Genomic DNA, 25,611 nt, shown 5'->3' on the forward strand with positions numbered 1-25,611 from the left:
GCCCAATGCAGACGGCCCCGGGAAATATGCAAAGGCTTTGGGGCGCGCTGGCCCAGGCGGGGCGCGTGCTTACCGGACGGCAGATCGCCGGTCGCGGCCTCACCGTTTTTCCGGATGACGTTTTTCTTGTTTCCTATCCCCGCTCTGGAAACACCTGGACGCGATTCCTCCTCGGGAATTTGCTTTACCAGCACGATCCGGTCACGTTTTCCAATATTGAAGCGCGCATTCCGGAAATTTATTTCAATCGCGACCGCGTGCTCAGGAACCTTCCGCGTCCCCGCATGCTGAAGAGTCACGAATGCTTTCAGCCGCATTATCCGCGGGTCATCTACATCGTGCGCGATCCGCGGGATGTGGCTGTGTCTTTCTATCACCACAATGTGAAGGCGCGAAACATACCGGATGACTATCCCATGACGAGTTTCGTGCCCCGCTTCATCGCAGGGGAGTTTGATCGCAAATTCGGCTCGTGGCGAGAGAATGTTCTGAGCTGGACCTTGCTGCGGCGGAATGAGTCCACGTTCCTGATGCTTCGCTACGAGGATATGAAGCGCGACCCGGTGACGGTTCTCGCCGACATCGTCGCTTTCCTCGATCGCTGTTCCTTTGGCAAGATCGACTCCAATTCCGCCGCCTTGCAGCGAACCATCGAACTGAGTTCCCCGGAGCGGATGCGCGCTCTGGAGAAAAAAGAAGCCGCCAACTGGGTGCTGACCAAGCACACGCGTAGCGACAAGCCTTTCGTCCGCTCCGCGATTTCCGGGGGATGGAAAACTCAGCTTACTCCGGAGTCGGTGGCTGCGATCGAGTCGGCATGGGGCGGCTTGATGCAAAGTCTGGGATATGAATTAACTTCGGACCGAACTTCGGACCGGGCTTCGGATCGTACCCTCGCAACCGCGGGATCCGGCTCCGCTGGAAGCGAGCGCTTGTGACCGACGAGACTCCGCAATCCCTCAAAACCGTAACCAAGGCCGTTTTACGGAAGTTGACTCCGCCTTTCTTGTTGCAACAGCGCGGCGTCGTGCGCCGGCTCGGACCTGGAGCAGGCCGCATCTACGCTGCTCTACGACTGCGCGACGTGCTGGGAGTTCGCCGGGCGCACCAGCGCCGGGCTCCGGCTTCTTCGCGGTCGTTTGTTTTTGTCTGCTTCGGGAATATCATGCGCAGCGCCATGGCAGAGTTGCTCATGAGAAAAGCCGCCAACGAAGCCGGGCTGGAAGAGCAGATCCGAATTGTGTCGGCCGGCCTGCACGCCTCCCCGGGCCGCGAAGCTCACCCGTGGGTGCAGGAGGCGTCGGCGGAGCTGGGCATTTCCGTCGCTGCACACCGCTCCAAGCTGCTTACCCCCGAGATGGTCGAGCAGGCGGACTGCGTTTTCGCCATGGACTTTCAGAATCTGGCTGAGTTGCTCACGCTGTATCCGCAGGCGCGGGAGAAGATGTACATGCTCAGCGCCTACGCTGAAGGCCCCTGGCAATATCGCGAAATCCCCGATCCCTATCTCGGCGACCTTGCGGCCACGCAATACTGCGGACGGCAACTGCGAACCTGCATTCACAACCTGCTGGCCTCGACGGTTCTATCTTCGCCTCCGTCTACGACCAGTCCCGCCGAGCCCCAGGTTTCCGGTCGCTGATCACGCCTGTTTCTGCGGAACTCCGATTTCTCAAAATCTGTCATTTCGAGCGGAGCAAAATGGCGCAGTTGCGCGCTATTTTGCGAAGTCGAGAAACCTGCTTTCAGCCCACGAAAACCCGCGATCTAGTTTTTTTTCTTTCTCCAGCGGGAAAGGAACCATTCCCGAACCCCGGCCGCTCCAGGCCGCAGGTCCGACAACCACAGATCGTCGTAACACATGCCGGGACGCCAAGGCAGAGCCATCGTCAAAAGGCTCGGCCAAAAACTCGGGTATGCCCCCGGCCATTTGGGTGGACGTCCTGCACGGATGTTGCTGAGATGAGTCAACTCGCCCACAACACGGCGGCAGATAACGTTGTTGCGATACGAGGTCTCCTGCGGCGGCAGTGTTCCTTGCATCCACCAATCGACAAGATACTTGGGATAGTCGATTCCGCAGGCCACGGGCAAGCCAATCGAACCCCAGGGGCGTCCATTGATCTCCATCAATATAAGGCGTCCGTCATCCGTTTTCTTGTACTCCACCATCGCGATTCCCTCGAAACCCATCTCGACAATCAGCCGCGCGCTCCGAGAGACCACCGACGGATCCAAGGGAACAGATTTCCTGGCGCTGCTGGCCGACCCGCGCGGATCTACTTCCCGGATTCTCTGCCACTGGAACGGCAGATACGCTTTTCCTGCGGTCACAAAGCAGGAGAACCCGACTCCAGCGCCCGACGTAAACTCTTGCACCAGAACATCTCCGGCCATCCGGACACGCTCGCTGACCTTGCCTTCCAGTTCGGCAGCCGAGTAGGCGTAAGCCACCGATCCGAACACAGCCTTTCCGTTGATCCACCGCACCGAGAATCGATCCTTCACGACGACGGGGAATGGGCCATCCTGGAACTGCGCCAAATCCGCGTTCGAGCCAGCAAGCACAGTTCGTGGCACATCGATCCCAATCGATTCCGCCAGCTTCACAGTGCCATATTTGTCCGATGCAAGTTCGAGCGATTCCGGCAAGGGCATTGCCACGCGGCAGATTCCTGCAAAGCGCTGCCGTTGTGCCGAGAGAGGGCCAAGAGTCCAATCGGTTACAGGAATCACCAGGTCGATCGTATGGGCGCGTACGAACTCCAGAATCGCGTCCACAAACGCTTCGGATTCGCTGGTGGAAACGGGATACGCGAGGCTGGCGCTGCAATAGCGCGAGAGCGCGGCCGGGGCCAGGAGGCCTCGATTCGCACCCACCGCCACCCAATGTCCGGCACGTCCGGCAGACCGGGTTACCGACAGCGCCGCCGAACTGTGCCCATCCAAAACTAGAATTCTTGCCAAGCCGCGAGAGCCCCGTTCTTGAGTGTCATCACACAGTCCGTCCGGCAAAAGCGCTTTCCAGATTCCATCGCAAGCCTTCTACCGTTTTGGTCGGACGCAAACGGTTCAGACAAAGCACATTATCCCCCGGTCGGGTTAGTCCGCTCTTGGTGGTGACTCCTGTCTCGTAACCAAGCGCGCGGCTTTGCTGCACAGTACGATCATTCCAGTGCGGGGAAAGCGCAGGACACGGATAGGAAAAGTGCCGAATCGGCGCGCCCAGTTGCGACTCGAGTCTTTGCTTCGAGTCGGTGAACTCGCGGTGAGCTTCGTCCTCCTTCACATAGGCCATGTTCGGGTGTGTCATGGTATGCGATCCGACAAGATGCCCGTGGTGAATGAGCCCTCGTACTTGATCGTAGGTCATCATTAGGGCGCTGGACTCGCCGGGCAGGCAGGCCTGTAGTTCCCGCTCGACATAGCTTACAAATTCTTCCTGGGCTACGCCGCTCAGTTGGCAACAGCGATCACAGGCATGCAGAAAGGCCGCCTCTCGGTCGGAAGGACTCGTGAGCATCCAGGATTTGCCCAGCCGATTGTCCCATGCGTTCACCTTCGTACGGCGAAAAGCGAATCGCAAGCGGCTGGGCCAGGGCAATTTACGGTTTTCGATGCAATCGACCGTCACGTAAAAGATCGCCGGCACGCCCAACCGGTTGAGCACGGGCATTGCGACCTCAAAGTTGTCGGCATAACCATCGTCGAAGGTCACCACCACGGAACGTTTGGGCAAGGCTTCGCCGGCGCACAAACAGTCGACTGCGTCGTCCAGACTAATCGGGTGGTAGTGGCGGGCGAGCAGCTCCATCTGCGCGGTAAATTCGGATCCTGAATGGACGATGTCTCCCAACGAATCCACTTGGAGGCTGGGGTCGGGCAGAACCGAGTGGAACATCAGAATCGCTGCGCCAGCAGCGCGCATGTCTCCGGCCAAGCGCAATGCTCCGCTGGCGACAATCCCTTTCTTGATCCAATCTTTCATTCATTTTCCATTTCCAACGCGCTGCAGGAAACGCCCGGCTGGTTGCAGTTTAACCGAAGCGGACCACTCTGCCATGAGCGCTCGTCTTTGGTATCGGTCGGTCTGACATTGGTTAGTCTGATTACTGAATCGGATACGAAAACTGCGCAAGAACCTGCACAGCTAGAATATTGTCGGGGGAATACGTTCCCTCTCCTGCGCAACAATTTGCATAGGGCCGCACACTAAATCAGGCCGCTCTGCAAAAAAATTCGACATTCACCTTTTATCCTTATCAATTTACAGTACAATTGCCAAAACCGCTCCGGCATGGCAATTGCGAGAGCAAGCGATGACGTTTCTTTAGATTTACACTGGAGCTAATCAAGGGTCACTGGCCCGCAACATTTGTCGTCTCGCTAGCACGTCCCCCCGGTTAGCTTGTCCGTAATTCCATTGCTTCACTCTGCGAGTTGCAGAATTTACATTGCACTAAATCCAAAATAAACGAACCTGGGAGGTTCTCACGCTTGTCTGCTTCGACTAGTCATCTGATTGCTCCGCACGGCGGCGAACTGGTAGATCTGCTTGCCTCAACCGAAAAAGCCGCGGAACTGAAAGCCCACTCTCGCGAGTGGCCATCCTGGGATCTGACTGCCCGCCAAGTTTGCGATCTGGAGCTGCTGATGAGCGGAGGCTTCTCTCCGCTGCGCGGCTTTATGAATAAAGCCGACTACGAAGGCGTTTGCCATAACATGCGTCTGGCCAGCGGAATTCTCTGGCCCATTCCGATTACGCTTGACGTCACCGAAGAATTTGCCAAGAAGCTTACGGCCGGCGGCAGCAAAGTTGCGCTGCGCGACGCCGAAGGCGTCATGTTGGCCGTGTTGCACGTCGAAGAAGTCTGGCAGGCCGACCGCGCGGCCGAAGCCAAAGCGGTTTTTAACAGCACCAGCAAGGCTCATCCGGGCTCCAACTACACCATGAACATTTCGAATCCATGGTATGTGGGTGGACGCATCGAGGGCTTGCAAGGCCCTTCGCATTATGACTTCCGCACCCTGCGCCTTACTCCGGCGGAATTGCGGGCTGAATTTGCCCGCTTAGGATGGCGTCGTACGGTTGCGTTTCAGACTCGCAACCCCATGCACCGCGCTCACGTGGAACTCACCTTCCGCGCTGCCAAGCAAGTCGAAGCCAATCTCCTGATCAACCCCAGCGTGGGCATGACCAAGCCTGGCGACGTCGACTACTTCACGCGCGTGCGCTGCTACCAACTCCTGCTTTCCAAATTCCCCCAGGGAACCGTGAAGCTCGCTCTTCTTCCGCTGGCGATGCGCATGGGCGGACCTCGCGAAGCTATCTGGCACGCCTTGATTCGCAAGAACCATGGCTGCACGCACTTCATTGTGGGTCGCGACCATGCCGGACCAGGCAACGATACGGCAGGCGATGGCAAGCCTTTCTACGGTCCCTATGAAGCTCAGGAACTTTTCAAGAAGCACCAAGCCGACATCGGCGTGACCATGGTCGATTTCCAGATGATGGTCTACCTCGACGGCGAGGACCGCTACGTTCCCGACAACGAAGTGAAACCGGGCGACAAGGTTCTGAATATTTCCGGCACCGAACTGCGCAACCGGCTCAACGAGGGCCGCGACATTCCCGCGTGGTTCACATACCCGGAAGTTGTGCAGGAACTGCGGCGCAGCTTTCCGCCACGCGCCAAGCAAGGCGTCACCATCTTCTTCACTGGTCTTTCGGGTTCGGGCAAATCCACCATCGCCAACGTTTTGATGACTAAGTTTCTGGAAGTCGGCGGACGTCCGGTGACGTTGCTCGATGGCGACCTGGTCCGCAAGCATCTTTCGTCGGAACTGGGATTCTCCAAAGAACATCGCGACATCAACATTCGCCGCATCGGCTATGTTGCGTCGGAAATCACCAAGAACGGCGGCATCGCAATTTGCGCTCCCATTGCGCCCTACGATGCCACCCGTAAACACGTGCGCGGAATGATCGAGCCTTACGGCGGATTCATCCTGGTGCACATTGCCACGACGGTCGAAGTCTGCGAGCAACGCGACCGCAAGGGACTTTACGCCAAAGCGCGCGCGGGCATTCTCAAAGAATTCACAGGAATTTCTGATCCCTACGAAGTCCCGGCGGATGCCAACGTAACCATTAACACCGGCGAGTTGTCGGCCGAAGAAGCCGCTCAGGAAATTATTCTGCACCTGGAGCGCGAAGGCTTCATCGGCGTCAGTAAGGCCGGAGAGTAAGGCAGGGAGAGTAACGCGGGGAGGGACCGATTATGTTGCCAGTGATAGCGATCAAAATCCTGGTGGGCTTTGGTGTGGGTATCCTCATCGGAATGACTGGAGTGGGAGGCGGCGTTCTAATGCTTCCCATTCTGATCTTCGGCTTGGGCTACCCGCCGATCGTGGCCGTCGGTTCCGATGCGCTGTTCCAGTTCTTCACCAAAATTCCGGCAGGACTGTTGCACCTGAAGAACGGGACGGTCCGTCGTAAAGTGGTCCTCGCGCTGGCGGCGGGAAGTATCCCAGGCTCCTTTGCAGGGGTAAAGCTGCTGATGTACATCCGCTCGGTCTACGGTAGCAGCAGTCTTAACAGCTTCATCAAGCTGGCGGTGGGTGTGCTGCTGATCGTGATTCCAATTCTGCTGCTGCTGCAGAAAGGAATCGAAGAGCGCATCGCGAATCGTGCGCCGACCATGAAAGGTTTCGCAGGCATGGTGGCAATCGGCCTCAGCGTCGGTTTTATCGTGGGCATGACCTCGGTCGGTTCGGGCAGCATCATCATGATGCTGCTTCTCTTGTTCTACAGCTTCCCCCCCAAGATCAATGTCGGGACTGATGTCGTACATGCAGTCATACTCTTCGGAGTAACCGGGTGGCTTCAGTCCAAGGCTGGAAACGTAGATCCCAAGCTGGTCGTTTCGCTGCTGATTGGGTCCATTCCCGGGGGGCTGCTCGGTTCGCATCTGGCCACGCGGGTCCCCATGCTCTGGCTGCGCCGTATGCTCTGCGCTTTGCTGCTGATCACCGGAGCCCGCATGTTGTGGCCTGCTTAATAACGTTTAACGAATTGAGCGCAAGGACTTCATGACTTCTTCTTACTCGAACATTCTCAATCGCATCGAAGCCGCGCTCGACGCCGCTCGCATCGTTTTCGCGCGCTTTACTCCAGGCGCGATTGCGACCGAATACAAGATCGGCCACGATCCCGTGACCGAGGCCGACCGCGCGGTGGACGCAGTACTACGCCAGAATTTGCTGCGCGACGGCGAGGGCTGGCTCTCGGAAGAGAGCGTCGACGACCCCTCACGCCTTGGTAAGAGCCGAGTGTGGGTGGTCGATCCGCTCGATGGCACCCGTGAATTTGTTCAGGGCATTCCCGAGTTCTGCGTTTCCATCGGATTCGTCGAAAATGGCCGGCCGGTGGCCGGTGGAATTTGCAACCCTGCGACCAACGAGACCATCGTCGGCGCCATCGATTCCGGCGTGCTCTACAACGGACAGCCGGCGCGCCCGAGCGAGCGAACCACTTTGCAGGGTTCGCTAATTCTGGCCAGCCGCAGTGAAGTCAAACGTGGCGAGTGGCAGCAGTTCCAGAGCAGTGACTATCAGATTCGCCCCATGGGGTCGGTGGCCTACAAACTAGGACTCGTCGCCGCCGGCCAAGCCGATGTGACGTTCACGCTGACGCCGAAGAATGAGTGGGACGTGGCCGCCGGCGCCGCGCTGGTCGAAAGCGCCGGAGGATTCGTCGCCACGCTCGACAACGCTCCGCTGCGTTGTAACAATCGCAATCCGCTTCTCACCGGCCTGATGGCCAGCGGACCGTTGCTGCGGCAGGAACTGCTGTCGGCCCTGCAATCTCATCTCCCGGCATCGGCGGCTGGCTCTGCTCGCGGCTGACGCAGATCGGATCTCCGGCCTTCGGAAGCATCGATCAGTTTCCCGCACAGTATAAAATTTGCGGTTCAGTATCCGAGTCGATTTCCAGGCAGAATCTGGAGGAGCGGTTCATGCGAGTTCTCGACTTAGGTTGCGGGACCGGACAGGATCTGGCTGCCTGGGGCGTCACCTCTTCGGATTGGGTCACCGGGCTCGATATCGAGTTAGGCCGTCTGCGGATCGCCAAAACGCGATTTTCCGATCGCCGTTTTCTGCAAGCGGTGGGCGAATCGTTGCCCTTCAAAGCTGAGAGCTTTGGTTTCGTGGTCTCCTCTGTCGCTCTGCCCTATATGAACATTCCGCTCACCCTCGCAGAAATTTATCGTGTGCTCATCCCCGGTGGCGCTCTGTCGTTAAGTCTTCATCTTCCCGGTTTTACCATGAACGAGTTTGTCCGCCATGCCCTGCCGCGACCGGTTCCCACGTTTTTTCGTCTGTATGTCATGGCGAACGGTCTACTGTTCCACTGGACCGGCAACACGATCGGGTTCGCAAATGGAAGAACGGAATCGTTCCAGACCGAGCGCGGAATGCGGATCGCGTTACAGCGAGCCGGATTCGTCGATTCTTCATTCATCCGCGGCAGCGGTCCCAGCGGCAGCACATTTACCGTGGAAGCAAGGAGGGCACGCAATTAACCTGAATGCCAAAAGGCCTATTCTTCCGGCAAGGTATAGCGTTGCGACGCCGCCCTGCGAATTGCGAGCAACGACCCCACGCCACTGAGCCAACTCTCAAATTCCAGTTGAGTGCGCCCGGAAGTATCCACAAATCTCGGAAGCAGGAATGCATTGGATCGCCGATCCACCAATCCGGCATCGCACGTTGTGGCCGAAATTAGTTCTTCCTTCTCCATCCACGGGAAGAATTCGTTTCGATACACGCCGCTTGGATAACAGAAATGAACCGCCGGCCGCCCGGTCATGGCTAAGACCCTTTCCCGATTCTGGGAAATCTCCAGCCGGAACCCTTTCTCCTCATTGGGCGTGCGATGACGATGAGTGTGCAATTGCACATCCACCCCAGCCTTAGAGATTTCCGCCACCTCGCGCGCATTCATCAATCGCAGGATGCGCTTGGCCACGAGTGCGCCATAGTCAATCCCTAACATTTCCGCCAATTCCCGGGCGATCTCATCCTTGTCATTTCCGCTCAGGTTCTCCCGCTCGGAACGCTCAATCAGGCTGCGCACGACTCGATGCCGCCCCGCTTCACTCCGCAGATCCAGATTTTCCGTGAGGCCGAGTTGAGAGCATGCAGGCAACAGTTCGCCGCGCCGCTTCCATAGCAGGTAGGAGCACATCAGATTAAAGATCGGAATCTCGTGATCGGTGTAATAGGTCGATTGATAGACCGTTATCGGTAGTCCATGCTTCTTGAGCAGAGGCCAAGCCTGCTGGTAAAAATCGTAGCCGCCATCATCGAAGGTAATGGCCACGCTGCGCGGCGGCAAATCGCGCACACGCAACCGCGTAAGAGCTTCGCCCAGGGGAAGCACCGAGTAACGCAGCGCAAGCAAAGCCTCCAATCGCTGTTCGAGAAGATCCGGGCGCATATAGAGCGCCGGTCTCCATTCGTGCTCGTCTTCGAGGGAAATCCCGTGATAACACAAAATCAGCAAGCGCTGCCGCCTCCAGGCGCTGTCGGCCACCCGGTTAAGTACGCGGGCACTTTTCAGCAGACCGAGTGCGGCGAGCTTGGCTTTCCTCAGCATGGATCAGCAGGTTCTCGAAAGGAGTGCCGTAGGATGGCTCATCCGGCGACCGCATTGGTCTGCGCGGTATTTATCGCCGAATCGATTTCGCCGTCGAGAAATACTCTCTGCCATAGTTCGAGATTCAACAATCGCCAGATGCGATTGCCGTGATCGCGGCGCCCGGCGCGATGCTCGGCAAAGATTCGCCGGATCGTCTCGATGCGAAAGAGATTTCTTGCCGTGCTGCGCGAATCCGTCAGCAGCCGCTCAATCTCCTCCAGTTGCGGACCCGCCAGCCAATAGGCCCACGGCGTCGGGAAGCCCATTTTCTTGCGGTAAACAATGTCCGCTGGCAAAAGATCTTCCACCGCTTCTTTCAGAATAAATTTTCCCGCCATCCCTCGGATCTGCTCGCTCGCTGGAATGCGCGCCGTGAATTCCACCAGCGGATGATCGAGAAACGGCACCCGGCTCTCGATCGAGGCTGCCATGCTCATTTGGTCCTGCTTCATCAGCAGTTCAATCAGGTAACTGTTGATGTCGGTATAGAGCAGCCGGTGCAGCAAGTCTGACGATGTCGGAGAAGACGATCGGGACGACGAACGTTCCCATGCGCTCATCGACCCGGCATAGGGTTGCCCCATACTCGCGAGCGCCTCGGGCGTCAGCAACTCCGGAAGCTCGCTGCCGGGAAACGCCGAGTAGAAATTGTCGAAATAAAACGACGCCCAGTCCGCGCCATCCTTCATCAGGAATGTATGCTCCAGTTTGCGGTGCAGCCCGGCAGAAAAAGGCGCAGCGTGCAGCGCCGAGCGCAATCCCTGCCGCAGGAATCCCGGTGTCAGCGTCCGGTACGTCCGGTCCATTTTCGAATTCAACAGAGTCCACGCATAGCGCGTATAGCCGGCCAGGGTCTCGTCGCTGCCTTCTCCTGTGAGCACAACCGTCACGCGTTCTCGAGCCAACTTGGCCACGGAATACAAGGACAGACTCGAGGGCCAAACGACGGGTTCGTCTTCATGCCAGATCAACTGCGGCAGGCTGGCGAAAAATTCCTCGCGACTCAGACGGACTTCATGATGGTCCGACTTGATGTGGGCAGCGACCTGGCGCGCGTAGGGCAATTCACTGAACTGCTCTTCCCCATAACCGACCGCAAAGGTTTGAATCTGGTCTCCGCGAATTTTCGTGGCCAGCGCGGCCACGGCGCTCGAGTCCAGCCCGCCGCTCAAAAACATTCCCAGCGGGACCTCGCTCATCAGATGCGATTCCACTGCATCTTCCAGTAGTTTTCGGTACCTCTTCACATAGTATTCGTGCGGACGAACTTCGCGATCCACTTCGGTCGTGAGGTCCCAGTAGCGCTCGATCTTCGGTTCGCCGCGTTCGGAAAGTTGCAGTGTATGCCCGGGCATCAGCTTGCGGATTCCGGCAAACATGGTCTCCGGTCCGGTGACGTAGCCGAACGCGAGATACTCCGCGAGCGTGCCGCGGTTGAACTCGGCCTCCACATCGGGATAGGCCAGAATCGTCTTGATCTCCGACCCGAACAGGAACGACTTGCCATCCCAGCGATAGTAAAAGGGTTTAATTCCCAGGCGATCCCGCGCCGCGAACAGTACGCGCTTGCGGCGATCCCAAATCACAAACGCGAACATGCCCCGCAGATGCGTCACGCAATCGCGGCCATATTGTTCGTACAGGTGGACGATGGTTTCTGTGTCGCTGTGCGTGCGGTAGGTGTGCCCTTGCGCCTCCAGTCCCCTCCGCAACTCTGCATGGTTGTAGATTTCGCCGTTGAAAACGATCCAGACGTCACGATTTTCATTGGCCAGCGGCTGATGTCCGCTCTTGACGTCAATGATGCTCAGCCTACGCATGGCCAGACCGACATTCTCTTCCACGAAGAAGCCCTCGTCGTCGGGCCCGCGATGCACAATGCGGCGGTTCATGCCCGCCAACACGTCTCCCTTGACATGCCAATCGCGCTCGGAAAAAAAGATCCCGCAAATTCCACACATGAATTCAGTTTTTCCCTTCCCAGCGTTCTTTTTCCGCGATCACATTACCCGCGAGTTGCGGGCTGTCCTTATCCCGATGCATGCCCCGAACCATCTTCCATCCTTCGCGGTCAACTTCCGCCAACTCCGAATTCGAAGAAACTACCTCTAAGCGATCCGCACGTTCGATGATCTCGCAGCGCAACATGGCCCGTTTGGCAGTCATAATCGTAAGTTCGCTCCAGCGCACATAGGTTGCGTTGCAGCAAATTAACGTTGCAGAATCTTCCGTATTTCCCCAGTACAGAAATTCTGCATCGCTGCTCCAAGCGTCCCCCTTCCACGGCTTGCCTTGACCGAAAAATACATAACTGCGTTCCGATCCGGCCTGGTAGCCGTAGCCAGCAACTGTCGCGGATGCCTCCATCGGAACAATCCTCGCAAGTTTGGGTCGTGGACGCGAAGTCTCGGAAACCGGCAGCAGCACGGTTACAAACTCTGTCGGAAGTTTCGCTCGTGTCGCGAAGTGCAGCACGCTGTGATTTTCCCGCTTGCCGTACACGGGCGAGTGCAACTCCACCTCGGTAATTTGAGTCCATCCGTGGCCTTCCTCGGTCACAAACTGGAGGCCAACCCCGTCGCTCATAAAAACGTCTTCGCGTCCGCTCACCGGCCTTAGCCCCGGCCCCAGATGCCAAAACAGATCGAGTTGATATTCACCAAAACCAAGGGCCAGGTCACGCACCAGCCAGAAGCCGGTTTTAAGCGCAAAAACGAAGCGCCGGTGAATCGCAGGATTCGACAATCTCGAATACCCATCGTGGCTGCCCACAAACAGATCGAACGTATTCCCTGCAATCCAGCCCTCGGCCTGGACGTTCGGCAGTTTGCCCCAACCGAAAGGGCCGTTCGGTTCGGCCTGATCCTGGTCCGCCACCAGCAGAGTGTTGTGTGCCCGAGTGCCGCGAAAACGATCGCGTCCTCGATCGCTTCCCACGTATTCGAACGTTCCTGAATCCTCGAGCAACGGGAGTCCGTTGCTGCTTGCCGTCAGGCTGAGGGCATCGGCGTGTCCGTGGCCTGCGGTATGCGCGCCTTGCGGGCCGGCATCTATCACCAATTGCAGCTTGGCGTCCTGCCCTGTCATCACGTAGAGTCCACTCCCGCGGAATGCAACCGAGTTCCCCGCAGGTTCAACGGGGGGCAAACGGTTGAATTCTTCGCTGCCTGTTTCTCCCAGCAGCCACAGGGTTTCCTCGCGAGGACCCCCAGCAATCGTCTTGAAGTCGCCGCGCCCGAACAGAATCGCGCCCGTCGCGAGCGGATCAAGGAGATGCTCCACCCGGTTTCGCGAGGGATCGAACAGCCGGCCCCCATCGTCGTCGCCCAGCCGCGGGATGGTGCCACTTCGAGCCAGCATTGCCAGTGGCTCCAGCATGCGCTCCAAGGTCTTATCGAACTCAGATGAAGTTGAGATCTGGTTCACCGATGCCAGCACCGCGGTATGAAGGAAGAAGTCCAGGGCGTACACGTGATAATAGATCGACTGCTCGAAATGAAGCCCGTCGCTTTGTACTTGCCGCTCAGCCTCCTGTTGCACGATCTGCAATCCGCGCCGCTGCCAATCCCAGGCGGAGGGAATCTCAGGGCACAGCGTCCCGATGAAAAACAGCGCGACCGCCTCGCCCAGCAGATGGGTGTTCGGTGAAAAATATGTAGATAGATAGCAATCGATATGCCGCCCGGAGACTGCCAGGGCGCGCAACCAATCCGCTCGAAACCCAGCCGGCATCGCTGGCGAATCCTCGAGAAGAAAATAAAGCCACAGCCAAGACAGACTGCGAAACGCAACTTCCAGACTGCTGGCCCAGTTAATGCCGATGGGATATGGATTTTCACCGTGCCAGTGATGCCACTGGCGAAACAGTTCCACGCCGAACTTCTCGTTGCCCGTCAGGCGGAATGCTTTTGCCAGTGTGACCAGATGTTGGTGCCGGTTCAGTTCCCACGTAACTTTACTGTCTCCCACCTCGTCGAAATCGAGATACTTTATCCGGTACCAAGGCAACTTCGGGGCTCGGATTCCGTGGACGCGGTCGCAATGCCAATCGATCTCCTCTCCATAGTCCACGCCGTCGTAGCCCAGCAAGTCGAAACGATGCGCGCAGATTCGCTCGGCACGTTCGACGATCTGCTTTGCCTCCTGTGGGAACGACTGCCGCAATCTCTCAATCAGACCCGGAACCTCATCGGTCGAGAAGAAGAACGTCGGCTGCGATCCCGAAGCAACCGAGTTCATCGCAGGCGCAAACTCCGCACCCGCCTTGTAGCGCGCCAGGTCGAGACGCGCCATGGCCAACTGGCGGATTCGGTCACCAATTTCCCCGTGCTCCATCCCTAGTGCGCGCCGATAGACGCGCTTCCAGTCCCCCGCCCGCGAACTCATTCCGCACCTCGCGCGCGCAACAGTTCGGTATAGAGCTGATCGGTTTTTTCAATCATCCGCTGAAAACTGAACTCCGACGCAACGGACTTTCGGCCATTCTCTCCTAAGCTGCTTGCCAACCCGGGATCGCGCAAAAGACGAAGAATGGCCTGCGCGAGCGCGGACGAATCCTGCGGGGGAACCAGCAGCCCGGTCCTGCCGTCCTGAATGATCTCGGCATTGCCTCCAACCCGGCTGGCAACAGTGGGCAAGCCTGCCGCCAGATATTCCAAAACCGCGTTGGGCAAACCCTCGGCCCGGGAGGGCAGAACGGCAATGTCGGAACAGCTCAGAATGCGGGGAACATCGTCGCGCCGTCCGAGAAATAAGAAATGGCGCTCCAGTCCCTGTTGCGCCACCTGCGCTTCAAAGTCCTTCCTCAGTGCTCCGTCGCCAGCCAGCACAAAACGGCTCTCAGGAAACTCATCCGTGATCGCCTTTGCCGCGGCAATCAGCCAGGGATGTCCCTTGACATCGCTGTGCATGTTTCCCACCAGCACAATCCATTTCTGCTTTTCCGCCTCCCCACCGGACAAAAGCCAGCTCCGATCTCGCGAACCCCCATTGAATCTCTCCCCGTCCACACCGTTATGAATCACGCGAATCTTCTCGGGAGCAAAATGATCCTCGGTCTGCATCGCGTCTCGAATCGCATTCGCATTGGTGAGTACAGCGGTTGAAAGATTCTGCAAACGGCGAACCCATACGCGGCGCCGCGTCTTATATAAATCAAGGTGCGCTAAGTCGCGCTGACTCGAAATGATGACCGGCACACGCGCCAGCAGCGCCGCCGGGATGCCCAGCAGATTCGCGTACAGGTCGTGAGTGTGAACAATACGGAAACCACCGCGACGCAGAAACACCGCGAGGCGCAGCATCTGATAGATACCGCGGACCGAATCGAAGCCGCCCTCGGGATAGAATTCGCGAATAGAAACAGACGTTCCGGCCAACTTCTCCAATAGCGGGCCACGCGCCCGCAGACAACCCAGAGTAATTTCATAACGCTCGGAGTCCAGCCGTGTCGCCAACTCGACGGCCTGGGTCTCGGTGCCTCCGACGTTCAAGGAATCGACCAGGAAGAATATTCTCCGGCGCGACCGGGTTGGTCGAGGCGTCGGCCGACCATTCGACGCTTGCCTCTCCCGCAATTCCTGCACTCCCTGCGAGCCCGCAGCCAGGGATTCCGGGCGTTGGTCCATTGCATCCATGCTCCTTCATACTAGCGGCAATTCCCCGCCGTTGCACAGCACAACCGTGGTGTCAGAATATTAAGTTCACGTTAAAAGACGGGCTGCAACACCCGCGCGGTTTGCCGCTATTCGCGCCGTCGGCTATCTTAGAACTTCGCCATTCGAAAGACGAGAAGGGTACAAATGGGCCGGACGATCAGCATTTTCGGGTTAGGTTATGTGGGAACCGTCACGGCTGCTTGCCTGGCGCACCAGGGAAACCGGGTTACCGGAGTCGACCTCAGCCCGGCCAAGGTCGCGGCCCTCGACAGCGGACGCAGTCCCATTGTTGAGCCAGCGGTGGCCGACCTGATTGCCGAATCGCAGAAGGCCGGCCGGCTCCGCGCCACGTCCGATTCCGAAAAAGCTGTTCTCGACACCGAGATCTCCGTCCTCTGCGTGGGCACTCCCAGCATGCGCAACGGTAAACTCGACTTGGGCCACATCGGCCCGGTCTGTCAGGAAATCGGAGCCGCCCTCCGCAAGAAAGATTCCTTCCACCTCATCGTACTGCGCAGCACGGTATTGCCGGGCACTGCGGAGACCATCGTCGTTCCCACTTTAGAGAAAGCGGGCGGCAAGAAAATCGGACGCGACTTTGGAGTTTGCGTGAATCCTGAGTTCATGCGCGAGGGCACAGCGGTTGCCGATTTTCTTGAGCCTTCCATCACTATCATTGGAGCCGCCGATCCCGCGCACAGCCAGATTCTTCGCGACCTCTACGCCTGGGTTCCGGGCCGCGTTTTTGAAACCTCATTCCGCTCCGCCGAAATGGCGAAATATGTCTGCAACGCCTGGCACGCCGTGAAAGTCTCCTTTGCCAACGAAGTCGGCACGTTAGCCAAGGAGTTGGATGTCGATGCCGAAGCGGTGGTCGAGATCTTCACCGCCGATACCAAACTGAATATTTCTTCGAGTTACCTCAAACCTGGATTTGCATTCGGCGGCTCGTGCCTGCCCAAAGATGTGCGCGCTTTGACCTATCGCGCCAAGGAACTCGATCTCGAGTTGCCGCTCTTTGAATCGATTCTGCCCAGTAACGAGGCCCATATCGATCGCGCGCTCGACATCGTATTAAGCACGGGAAAGAAAAATGTCGCCATGCTGGGCCTCAGCTTCAAGGCCGCCACCGACGATCTGCGGGAGAGTCCGCAGGTGCAACTAGTCAAGCGTTTGATTGGAGAAGGTTGCAAGCTCCACATCTGGGACGACAATGTTTCCCTGGGACGCCTCATCGGTTCCAACCGGCAATACATCGAAGACGTCATTCCCCATATCGGTTCCCTGCTTTCTTCGAATCTGGCGGACGTGCTGGCAAACGCCGACGTGGTTATTATTGGCACGCGCGGCATCGAGCGGAAAACTCTCGAAGCCCAACTCCGCCCCAGCCACTTCGTAGTCGATCTGGTAAACCTGGAAAAGGCTCGGCGCCCGGCCTCGTCGAACTCGTACGAGGGGTTGTGCTGGTAATTCACTGACCAATGAAAATACTCTGGGTCAAGGCAGGAAAGCTGTTGCCGGTCGACACCGGAGGCAAGATCCGGTCGTTTAATATTCTGCGGCATCTGGCGCGAAGCCATGATGTCACGCTCCTGTCGTATTATGGCGGACCTCGCGACCTGGAGTACGAAACCGCCGTCACGCAGCGTCTGCCGGGCGCCGTAACCATCCACACCGCCGCGCCCGAGGGCGGTCTCGCGCAGTCTCTGGATTACGTTCTCCGTCTTCCGTCCACGGCTCCCTACGCGGTCAGAAAGTTCACGCACGCAAGCGTTCGACAAGAAGTTGCTCGCCTTCTGTCCGATCGCAGCCTCGACGTGGCCGTGTGCGATTTTCTTTCGGCGTCGCTGAATTTTCCCGCGAGTCTGTCTGCGCCCGTCGTTCTCTTTCAACACAATGTCGAAACCATGCTCTGGAGGCGCATGGCGCGCACCGAAACATCTCCCCTCCGAAAGCTCTCCTACAATATTGAGTCCCGGAAAATGTCGTCCTATGAAACCAGCGCCCTGCGAAGATTTCACCATGTCATCGCGGTCTCCGATAATGATCGCGACGCGATGCTGACGTTATCGCCCCGCTGCCCGATTACAGTCGTCCCTACCGGCGTCGACACTGAACAGTATCAGGTCGCGCCTCCGGCTTCCGCCGCTCCTCCCGTCATCGTCTTTACCGGCTCCATGGATTGGGAACCGAACATCGACGCCATGGAATATTTCTGCCGCGACATCTGGCCAACCATTTTGGCGTCTGTTCCAGCCGCGCGCTTTCAGATCGTCGGCCGCAATCCCCATCCGCGTGTGCAACGTCTCGCCTCGGCATCGGTCGAAGTAACCGGAACGGTCCCTTCAGTCGCCAGTTATCTGCGATCGGCCACCGTGGTGATCGTTCCGCTACGCATCGGGGGCGGTACGCGACTCAAGATTTTCGAAGCCATGGCCATGGCCAAGGCTATGGTTTCTACCTCCATCGGCGCGGAAGGTTTGGACGTAACTCATGGCCGCGACCTGCTGATCGCCGACGATGCGGCATCATTTGCCGCCGGCATTCTACAGTTTCTGCGTGACCCCGAACTGCGCCGCAGTTGCGAACAAAATGCTGCCGCGCTCGCCGCGAAATACGATTGGTCGCAGATCGCGCGGCTCTTCGCCGAAGTGCTCCGCGATTCCGCGGCCGCTTTCCGCTCCGGTCAAATCAAAGAGAAAGAGCGCATCGCCATTTCACCGGTGCAGCCGTGAGAATTCTGGTGCTGGATGGCAACCAGAACCAGGCAGTCGCCTCCGTACGCTCCCTGGCGAAAGCCGGGCATCAAGTTCTCGTCGGCGAGTCGAGTTCTTGGTCCAAGGCCGGCTGGTCTCGTTATTCATCCGGCAGCTTCCGCTACCCTCCACCGCAAGCGAGCGCCTCTGACTTCGTCGCGCGAATTTCCGAAGTAGCCGCGTACCAGGCCGGAACGCTAGTGCTGCCCATGACGGAAGCCACTACACTTCCACTCTCAGCCCAGCGCGACTCGCTACTCGCAACCGGGGCTCGGCTCGTCTTGCCCTCGCATGAGGACGTGCTGCGCGCGTTTAACAAAGAAGAAACGGTGCGCTTGGCGGCTTCTCTAGGAATCGCCGTCCCGACCACCATCCTTGTAGAGAACGCGGACGAAGCTCGCGAAGCGGCTCATGCGATAAAGTTTCCAGTAGTCCTCAAGCCGCGCAGTTCGGTCGAAACTCAATCCAGCGGTGCGCTGCAAACTACCGGACGTCCCCGCTACGCCAAAACGCCAGAAGATCTTCAGATCCTCTATCGCGAGATGAGCCGGACCTGCTCCCGGATTCTGGTGCAGGAGTTCGTCGACGGCGAAGGCGCAGGTTACTTCGCGTTGATGCACCATGGCGAATTGCGGGCAGAGTTCGCGCACCGCCGCATCCGCGACGTTTATCCTACCGGGTCTGGCAGCGCGCTTCGCGTCAGCGTCGAGCCTGACCCGCAGGTTCGCAGCGCGTCTCTCGCCATGCTCCAGGCTTTGCATTGGCACGGCGTCGCCATGGTGGAGTTCCGCCAGGTCCCAGCACAGCCGCCCGTCTTCATGGAAGTTAACGGCCGTTTCTGGAATTCCCTGCCCCTCGCCTGTTACGCGGGCGCGGACTTCCCAGCGCTCTTGGCGCGGATGGCAGAATCGGACGATATGGAAAAGCAAAATTCATTTCGTACCGGCGTCGCATGTCGTTGGCTGCTCGGTGATTTTCGCCATCTCGCGGAAGTGTGGCGCGGAGCTCCGGCAGGCTACCCCAGGCCGTATCCGGGAAGATTGCGCACGCTCCTGGCAGTGATGACGCCGGTGCCCGGCACCTTCCACGACAACTTTCAGTGGGCCGATCCCCTGCCAGAATTAGGTGACTGGCTGAGCTTCTTCGAGCGCGCATTTCAAAAAGCGAGATCATAATCAGACGAAGATCATCGTCGGCGGGAACATTTCGACATGGCCAAAAACGGCACAGTGTTTTTCATGTATCACGAACTGGCGGTTCCCGGAAGGCGCTTGTGCCACGCCGAGCCCGGATACACGCGCTACGCCTTGTCCGATGCCGATTTTCGCAGCCATATCGCCCGCCTCGCCCGTGAGGGTTGGCAAGCCAAGAACGTAACCCAGGCCCTCCAGTCCTTCGCCATCAAAGATGTCTGCCTCACATTTGATGATGGCTGCGAAACCGATCTCATCTCCGCCGCCCCGGTTCTGCAACAGTTCGGCTTCGGCGCCACGTTTTATATCACCGTCGAATTTCTCGGCAAGCCCGGATACATGACGGAAGCACAGGTTCGAGACTTAGCGGCGGTGGGATTTGAAATCGGATGCCACTCCCTGACTCATCCGTATCTTCCCGACATCGACGACGCTCGCCTTCGCGAGGAGACAGCCGGCGCAAAAGAGCGCCTCCAGCAGATCGCCGGCGTTCCCGTGGAGCACTTTTCTTGTCCCGGCGGACGATGGGATCGCCGCGTGCTCGCAGCCGTGAAGGCCGCTCCTTTCCGAACCATGGCTACCAGTCGTACGGGAATGAACTTCGCGAGCACAGATCCCCTTCATCTGAATCGTGTCGCTGTATTGAGCGGCACTAGCGAAGAAGTATTCATCGAACAGTGCCGGGGGCGGGGGTTGCTCAAAACAAAACTCAAGGAAAGCGCCCGGGAAGCAGCCAGAAGTGTGCTGGGAAACTCCAATTACGACTCGCTTCGCGGTTATATTCTCGACCGTTCAAAAATTGACACGTAAGTTTGGCGTCTTTTCCACAGGCCCAACTGCTTTCTCTCCCGCGCTTTTAGGGCCCTGGCCCATCGGACATCTCCCAGTGTGTCCTTTCGTGCGCCAACTGGCCAGTGTCCTCTGTTATCTATTCCCATCCTCCCTCTCTCTCTAGATTAAATCGAGGCGAATCGCAAATTAGATTCCCCGCGACTCGATCATGTGAGGGCCCCCAAATGTTCTTGCACCCATCCCCCGATTCAGAACAACGCAAGGCATCCGCAGGTCTTGTCCGGCAAATTGGAATTGCAATTTTTCTTTCAGCTTTGGCTTATTTTTCCGTCGGCTGCGCGGGCCTTCCGACATCTGCGACGCAACCATCCACTTCCAAATCCGCAAACGGCGCGCTCCGGCTGTCTCCTGCCACAGCTACCATCTCATCCGGCAGCCAGCAATTGTTCTCGGCAACTTTGCCTGTCTCTACTGTCACTCCCACTAGTTTCGCGTCGACCAGATTACCGTCGACGGGCGGGACTTTACCGAGTGCGGTCATCATCTGGCGCACAACTGCGGGTACAATCTCGCAAGACGGATTGCTCACAGCTCCTTCCGTAACATCATCGACCACCGTGACCGTAACTGCCTCAAGTTCGGCAGATGCGGGCATGATCGCGAGGGCTCAAATCACGGTGGTGCCGCTAAATAAAATCGGCATTACCTTGTCGCCAGTCACAGTAGCGCTGTCTTCCGGCGCCAAACAACAGTTCTCCGCTACTCTCACCTCGACCAGCAACACAGCGGTCACATGGCAAGCCAGTTCGGGGACAATTTCGAGCAGCGGTCTTTACACTGCACCGTCCGTATCCGCTTCGAGCAAAGCGATCGTAACCGCCACCAGCGTGGCCGACGGCAGCGTTGTCGCCTCCTCCCAAATCACGGTCTCCCCCGTCAGCAAGCTCGCGATTTCAAGCTCTACCGTGCCCGCTGGAACGTCGGGCACTTTCTACAGCACAAACCTCGCGGCCACCGGAGGCACGGCGCCCTACTCTTGGCAAATCAGCGCCGGGGCCTTGCCTCAAGGTCTCTCCCTCAATAAAACCACTGGAGTCATTTCGGGCACCACGTCGCAGAATGGAGCCTTCCCCTTCACGACTTCCGTCACCGACGCATCCTCGACGAGCAGCAGCGCATCGTTCAGTCTCGCGATGAATGAAATCGGTCTTACCCTGTCGCCCGCCACAGTGACGCTGTCTTCCGGCGCCAAACAACAGTTCTCCGCTACGCTGACGTCGACCAGCAACACAGCGGTCACGTGGCAAGCCAGTTCGGGAACAATTTCGAGCAGCGGCCTTTACACCGCGCCGTCCGTATCCGCTTCGAGCAAAGCTACTGTAACCGCCACCAGCGTGGCCGAAGGCAGCGTGGTCGCTACCTCCCAAGTCACGGTCTCCCCCGTCAGCAAGCTCGCAATTTCCGTCCACTCCATGCCCTCTGGAACTGCCGGCACTGCCTACAGTGCGAGCCTGGCGGCCAGCGGAGGCGTAGCGCCGTACACCTGGCAAATCACAGCCGGATCATTGCCGCAGGGCCTATCGCTGGACAAGACGACCGGAGCTGTTTCAGGGACTACTTCGCTGACTGGAACCTACCCCTTTACAACTTCCGTTACAGACTCCATGTCATCGACCGTGAGCAGTTCGCTCAGCATTGCGATGAGCCAGTCCACTTCGGGAACTTATGACGGCCCGGCGGAGCTTCCGCGCGTCTACATGCAGAGCGCCGTGGCCGACACCCCCGCGCCGGGCAGCGTGATTACCGTGGCCAAAGGTGGAGACTTTCAGAGCGCTTTAAACAGCGCCAAGTGCGGGAATACCATCACCCTTCAGGCTGGAGCAGTTTTCACCGGCAGCTTCAATTTCCCTGCGCAAACCTGCGACGACGGTCATTGGATCATCATCCGGACCAGCACAGCCGACAGCAGTTTGCCTCCAGAAAATACGCGGATCACTCCGTGCTACGCCGGCGTGTCGTCCCTTCCCGGCCGCCCGGCCTTGCACTGCGCTTCCACCAAAAATGTGATGGCCCAGATCCAGTATTCGGGCAACGCGAGCGGGCCCATCACTTTCCTCAACGGCGCCAGCCACTACCGCTTCATTGGTCTCGAGATCACCCGAACTCCTGGCACCGGGATCGTCTACAACCTTGCCTTCAATCAGGGCAACGCGGCGAACAACATTATCTTCGATCGCTGCTGGTTTCACGGTACTGCCCAGGACGAAACCGAGCGCGGCGTGATGCTGGCCGGATCCACCTACGCCGCAATCGTGGATTCTTTCTTTACTGACTTTCATTGTGTCTCGAAAACGGGAGTGTGCCTGGACGCGCAGGCGATCGCCGGAGGTCTGGGCGACCTGGTCATGGGCCCCTATAAGATTGTCGACAATTTCCTGGAGGCTGCCGCCGAATCGATCATTTTCGGGGGCGGCACTGCCACCGCGACTCCCACCGATATTGAAATTCGCCGCAATCACATGTTCAAACCCATGACCTGGATGCAGGGGCAGCCGGGATATGTCGGAGGAGTGGACGGCAATCCGTTCATTGTTAAGAACCTGTTCGAGCTCAAGAACGCGCAGCGCGTCCTGTTCGAAGCCAACATCCTGGAAAACACCTGGGGTGGCTTCTCGCAGTCCGGCTTCGGCATACTGCTTACGCCAAAGAACCAGGCGATCGGAACGTCCAACGTCTGCCCGTCGTGCGAAGTCACCGACATTACCATTCGTTACACCACGATCAGTCACGTGGGCGCCGGAATGCAGATCGGCAACGGCATGTCTTCCAATGGAGGCGCGCCCCTGGCGGGCGAGCGCTACAGCATTCATGACCTCACCATCGATGATATTGATGCGACAAAATATGACGGCAACGGTGACTTCGCTCAGATCTCGATGGGACAGGGAGCGCCTGTTCTGCAATCTGTGACCATCAATCACATCACCGCCTTCCAGCCCGACGTCATGCTGAACCTGGGCGATGATCTCAGCATGAATCCCCCCATGAACAATTTCGTGTTTACCAACAGCATCGTCAACGGCGGAACCTCTGTCACCAGCACTACGGGCAGCGGTGGCACGGCAGATTGCGCCTATCATCCTCAGCCTCTGACCGCGCTGGGTTTGTGTTTCAGTTCCTACACCTTTACCCACAACGCGATTATCGCTACGCCCGCCGTCGATCCCATCGGCGACTATCCTTCCGGCAATTACTTCCCCTCATCCGTCGCGGCGGTTGAGTTCGTCAAGTACAACGGCGGCAACGGTGGAAACTATCAACTGCAAAGCACCAGCCCTTACAAGAATGCCGGAACCGATGGCCTGGACCTGGGGGCCGACATCGCCACGATTCTGGCCGACACCGTCGGTGTCTATTAAAACCATACAAATTACCCAATAGTGCTCGCGGTCGGGCGGGTGGGATCGGGAAATCTCATCACACTCGTCCCAGCCGCCGCCCCACTTTCTGCCGGTCGTTCTTGCCCGATCGCTGCCCTTCTCACGGAGATTCGGTATCTGATAAATTGAAGTGAGGTTTTTCTTGCGCGGATTCTCCTCACGTGCCCAATGAAACGCCCTTCTGCCATGAGGTCTCCCCGTCACGACCGGACTGCTTATTGGTTGAACCGCCGGTTCGTTTGGGTCCTGCTGGCATGGCTCTCAGCGGCGAGCTTTTCCGCTCTGAGCCAGGAATCTCTCAACAAGAACTCCTCTCCCAGCAACTTTGATGGACCTGCCGAATTGCCCAGGACTTACATCGACAGTTCCTTGCAGGCGACGCCGGCGCCCGGCAAGACGGTGACGGTGCATGCCGGCGAAGACCCTTCCCAGGCCATCGCCAACGCGTCCTGCGGCGACACCGTCCAATTGCAGGCTGGAGCCACCTTCAACAAGCTTCTCCTGCCGGAGAAGAAGTGCGACGACTCGCATTGGATCGTCATTCGCACCAGCACTCCTGATGCGAAGCTTCCTCCGCCCGGCACTCGCCTTACTCCCTGCTATGCCGGCATTTCTTCTCTTCCCGGCCGTCCGCCTTACCCGTGCGCTTCACCGGAAAACGTACTGGCCAAAATCGAATTTACCGGCAAGGGCGGCTCGGGACCCGTCCAGCTCGCGCAAGGAGCGAACCATTACCGATTGATCGGCTTGGAGGTCACACGCGCGGAATCGCCGGCGGTCGTGTACAACCTGATCGGTCCCGAAAAACAAACGACTGCCGACCACATCGTGTACGACCGCATGTGGATCCACGGGACCGCGCACAACGAAACTGTGCGCGGCGTGATGCTCAGCCACCTCCGTTTCGCCGCGGTGGTCGATTCTTACTTTTCCGATTTCCATTGCGTGGCCAAAACCGGCGGTTGCACCGATTCCCAGGCCATTGCCGGTGGAGTCGGCGACGATCTGATGGGACCCTTCAAGATTGTCAACAACTTCCTCGAATCCGCCGCCGAATGTATCGAACTTGGCGGCTCGCAGGCCACGGCAACTCCCACCGACATCGAAATTCGCCACAACCATCTGTTCAAGCCCATGACCTGGATGAAGGGTCAACCCGGATTTGTCGGCGGCGTCGACGGCAGTCCCTTCATCGTCAAGAATTTATTCGAACTCAAAAACGCACAGCGGGTGCTGTTCGAAGGAAATATTCTGGAAAACACCTGGGGAGGTTTTTCGCAGGCCGGCTTCGCCATTCTGCTGACGCCCAAGAACCAGGCGATTGGCATATCCAATGTCTGCCCAGCTTGCATTGTTAGCGACGTCACCATTCGGGATTGCTGGATCAGCCACGTCGCCAGCGGCTTCCAGATTGGCAATGGAGTTTCTTCTAACGGCGGCGCGGCCAAGGATGGCGGCCGCTATAGCATTCACGATGTCGTTGTGGACGACATCCAGCCCGAATTCTACAATGGGTTCGGCGTATTCGCACAGATCTCGATGACGCCCGGTGAATCGGCATCACCCAGACTGCACGATGTCAGAATCGATCATGTTACGGCTTTTCCTCCCCGAAGCCTGTTCATCCTAGGCGGCCCGCGCGTTGACCCCAGAATGTCTGGCCTTTCCATCACTAACAGTATCTTTTCAACCGGTTCGCAACCGATTTCTACGACTGGGGGCGGAATAGAAAAAAATTGCTCGGCCATGCCAGCGCGTAATACACCCGAGGGTGTCTTCCACGATTGCTTTTCCTCTTACTCTTTTCACCACAACATCATCATCGGGGGTGGGGGAGGCTGGCCGAAGGACAACAAAACCTTAGGCAACGCGGCCGATGTAGGTTTTACGAATTTCAAAGATGGCAACGGCGGAGACTACCGGTTGACTCCAGCCAGCAAATTCAAGCACGCCGCCGCCGACCAGAAAGACATCGGCGCCGATCTCGATGCCATTGAGCATGCCACCATGGGGGCCCGGTAAGCGAGGCTCGGTAACCGACACGCAAAGAATCGCGCACCAGACTGGAGA

At 58.1% G+C, this 25,611-nt stretch carries 19 protein-coding genes; 12 read left to right on the forward strand and 7 right to left on the reverse strand.

The window, feature by feature from the left end; genetic code table 11:
• Positions 1-5 precede the first annotated feature (5 nt).
• Both VGM18_09725 and VGM18_09730 read left to right on the forward strand, forming a co-directional pair.
• Positions 6-938, forward strand: coding sequence for a sulfotransferase domain-containing protein (locus tag VGM18_09725; GenBank protein ID HEY3973271.1), 933 nt, complete (start codon positions 6-8; stop codon positions 936-938).
• A complete protein-coding gene (locus tag VGM18_09730; GenBank protein ID HEY3973272.1) occupies positions 935-1,642 on the forward strand; it encodes a hypothetical protein in 708 nt (235 codons plus the stop codon). The genes VGM18_09725 and VGM18_09730 overlap by 4 nt, the downstream gene beginning before the upstream one ends.
• A gap of 125 nt (positions 1,643-1,767) precedes the next feature.
• Here VGM18_09730 and VGM18_09735 read toward each other — a convergent pair whose 3' ends face one another.
• Together VGM18_09735 and VGM18_09740 are read right to left on the reverse strand one after the other, a co-directional pair.
• Positions 1,768-2,967 (reverse strand): ATP-grasp domain-containing protein, encoded by a 1,200-nt coding sequence (locus VGM18_09735; GenBank protein HEY3973273.1) that lies wholly within the window; start codon positions 2,965-2,967, stop codon positions 1,768-1,770.
• 28 nt (positions 2,968-2,995) lie between these two features.
• Positions 2,996-3,988, reverse strand: a complete 993-nt coding sequence (locus VGM18_09740; GenBank protein ID HEY3973274.1) for a polysaccharide deacetylase family protein — start codon at positions 3,986-3,988, stop codon at positions 2,996-2,998.
• Positions 3,989-4,497: 509 nt separating this feature from the next.
• Between VGM18_09740 and VGM18_09745 the strand changes: the two genes are divergently transcribed.
• The 4 genes from VGM18_09745 (at position 4,498) to VGM18_09760 (ending at position 8,585) form a co-directional block, all read left to right on the forward strand.
• Complete coding sequence (locus VGM18_09745; protein ID HEY3973275.1) at positions 4,498-6,249, forward strand: bifunctional sulfate adenylyltransferase/adenylylsulfate kinase; 1,752 nt, start codon at positions 4,498-4,500, stop codon at positions 6,247-6,249.
• 32 nt (positions 6,250-6,281) lie between these two features.
• Positions 6,282-7,061 (forward strand): sulfite exporter TauE/SafE family protein, encoded by a 780-nt coding sequence (locus VGM18_09750; GenBank protein HEY3973276.1) that lies wholly within the window; start codon positions 6,282-6,284, stop codon positions 7,059-7,061.
• Positions 7,062-7,092: 31 nt separating this feature from the next.
• Positions 7,093-7,908 (forward strand): 3'(2'),5'-bisphosphate nucleotidase CysQ, encoded by an 816-nt coding sequence (locus VGM18_09755; GenBank protein ID HEY3973277.1) that lies wholly within the window; start codon positions 7,093-7,095, stop codon positions 7,906-7,908.
• A gap of 95 nt (positions 7,909-8,003) precedes the next feature.
• Positions 8,004-8,585 carry a class I SAM-dependent methyltransferase gene (locus tag VGM18_09760; GenBank protein HEY3973278.1) on the forward strand — a complete coding sequence of 194 codons (582 nt, stop codon included), beginning with the start codon at positions 8,004-8,006 and terminating at the stop codon, positions 8,583-8,585.
• A gap of 17 nt (positions 8,586-8,602) precedes the next feature.
• Here VGM18_09760 and VGM18_09765 read toward each other — a convergent pair whose 3' ends face one another.
• From VGM18_09765 to VGM18_09780, 4 genes are read right to left on the reverse strand one after another with little or no spacing between them, the layout of a single operon-like run.
• The gene (locus tag VGM18_09765; protein ID HEY3973279.1) at positions 8,603-9,661 is read right to left on the reverse strand and encodes a polysaccharide deacetylase family protein; all 1,059 of its coding nucleotides are present in this window, start codon (positions 9,659-9,661) and stop codon (positions 8,603-8,605) included.
• 38 nt (positions 9,662-9,699) lie between these two features.
• A complete protein-coding gene (asnB, locus tag VGM18_09770; protein HEY3973280.1) occupies positions 9,700-11,664 on the reverse strand; it encodes an asparagine synthase (glutamine-hydrolyzing) in 1,965 nt (654 codons plus the stop codon).
• 4 nt (positions 11,665-11,668) lie between these two features.
• Positions 11,669-14,089 carry an alginate lyase family protein gene (locus tag VGM18_09775; protein HEY3973281.1) on the reverse strand — a complete coding sequence of 807 codons (2,421 nt, stop codon included), beginning with the start codon at positions 14,087-14,089 and terminating at the stop codon, positions 11,669-11,671.
• Positions 14,086-15,330, reverse strand: a complete 1,245-nt coding sequence (locus VGM18_09780; GenBank protein HEY3973282.1) for a glycosyltransferase — start codon at positions 15,328-15,330, stop codon at positions 14,086-14,088. The genes VGM18_09775 and VGM18_09780 overlap by 4 nt, the downstream gene beginning before the upstream one ends.
• A 174-nt stretch (positions 15,331-15,504) precedes the next feature.
• Here VGM18_09780 and VGM18_09785 point away from each other — a divergent pair, with 174 nt between their 5' ends.
• The 4 genes from VGM18_09785 to VGM18_09800 are packed head-to-tail and all read left to right on the forward strand — an operon-like array spanning position 15,505 to position 20,119.
• Complete coding sequence (locus VGM18_09785; protein ID HEY3973283.1) at positions 15,505-16,830, forward strand: nucleotide sugar dehydrogenase; 1,326 nt, start codon at positions 15,505-15,507, stop codon at positions 16,828-16,830.
• An 11-nt stretch (positions 16,831-16,841) separates the two neighbouring features.
• Positions 16,842-18,095: a glycosyltransferase family 4 protein gene (locus tag VGM18_09790; protein HEY3973284.1), complete on the forward strand. Its 1,254-nt coding sequence runs from the start codon at positions 16,842-16,844 to the stop codon at positions 18,093-18,095.
• Entirely contained in the window at positions 18,092-19,291 is a 1,200-nt protein-coding gene (locus VGM18_09795) for an ATP-grasp domain-containing protein (GenBank protein HEY3973285.1), read from the forward strand. The genes VGM18_09790 and VGM18_09795 overlap by 4 nt, the downstream gene beginning before the upstream one ends.
• Before the next feature lie 36 nt (positions 19,292-19,327).
• Complete coding sequence (locus VGM18_09800) at positions 19,328-20,119, forward strand: polysaccharide deacetylase family protein (protein HEY3973286.1); 792 nt, start codon at positions 19,328-19,330, stop codon at positions 20,117-20,119.
• A 301-nt stretch (positions 20,120-20,420) separates the two neighbouring features.
• Here VGM18_09800 and VGM18_09805 read toward each other — a convergent pair whose 3' ends face one another.
• Positions 20,421-20,756 (reverse strand): hypothetical protein, encoded by a 336-nt coding sequence (locus VGM18_09805; protein ID HEY3973287.1) that lies wholly within the window; start codon positions 20,754-20,756, stop codon positions 20,421-20,423.
• Here VGM18_09805 and VGM18_09810 point away from each other — a divergent pair.
• Both VGM18_09810 and VGM18_09815 read left to right on the forward strand, forming a co-directional pair.
• Positions 20,755-23,520: a putative Ig domain-containing protein gene (locus tag VGM18_09810; protein HEY3973288.1), complete on the forward strand. Its 2,766-nt coding sequence runs from the start codon at positions 20,755-20,757 to the stop codon at positions 23,518-23,520. The genes VGM18_09805 and VGM18_09810 overlap by 2 nt on opposite strands.
• A gap of 207 nt (positions 23,521-23,727) precedes the next feature.
• Positions 23,728-25,563 (forward strand): hypothetical protein, encoded by a 1,836-nt coding sequence (locus VGM18_09815; protein ID HEY3973289.1) that lies wholly within the window; start codon positions 23,728-23,730, stop codon positions 25,561-25,563.
• Positions 25,564-25,611: the final 48 nt, after the last annotated feature.

Origin of the sequence: Candidatus Sulfotelmatobacter sp. (genome assembly GCA_036500765.1) — a bacterium.
Taxonomy (GTDB): Bacteria; Acidobacteriota; Terriglobia; order Terriglobales; family Acidobacteriaceae; genus Sulfotelmatobacter.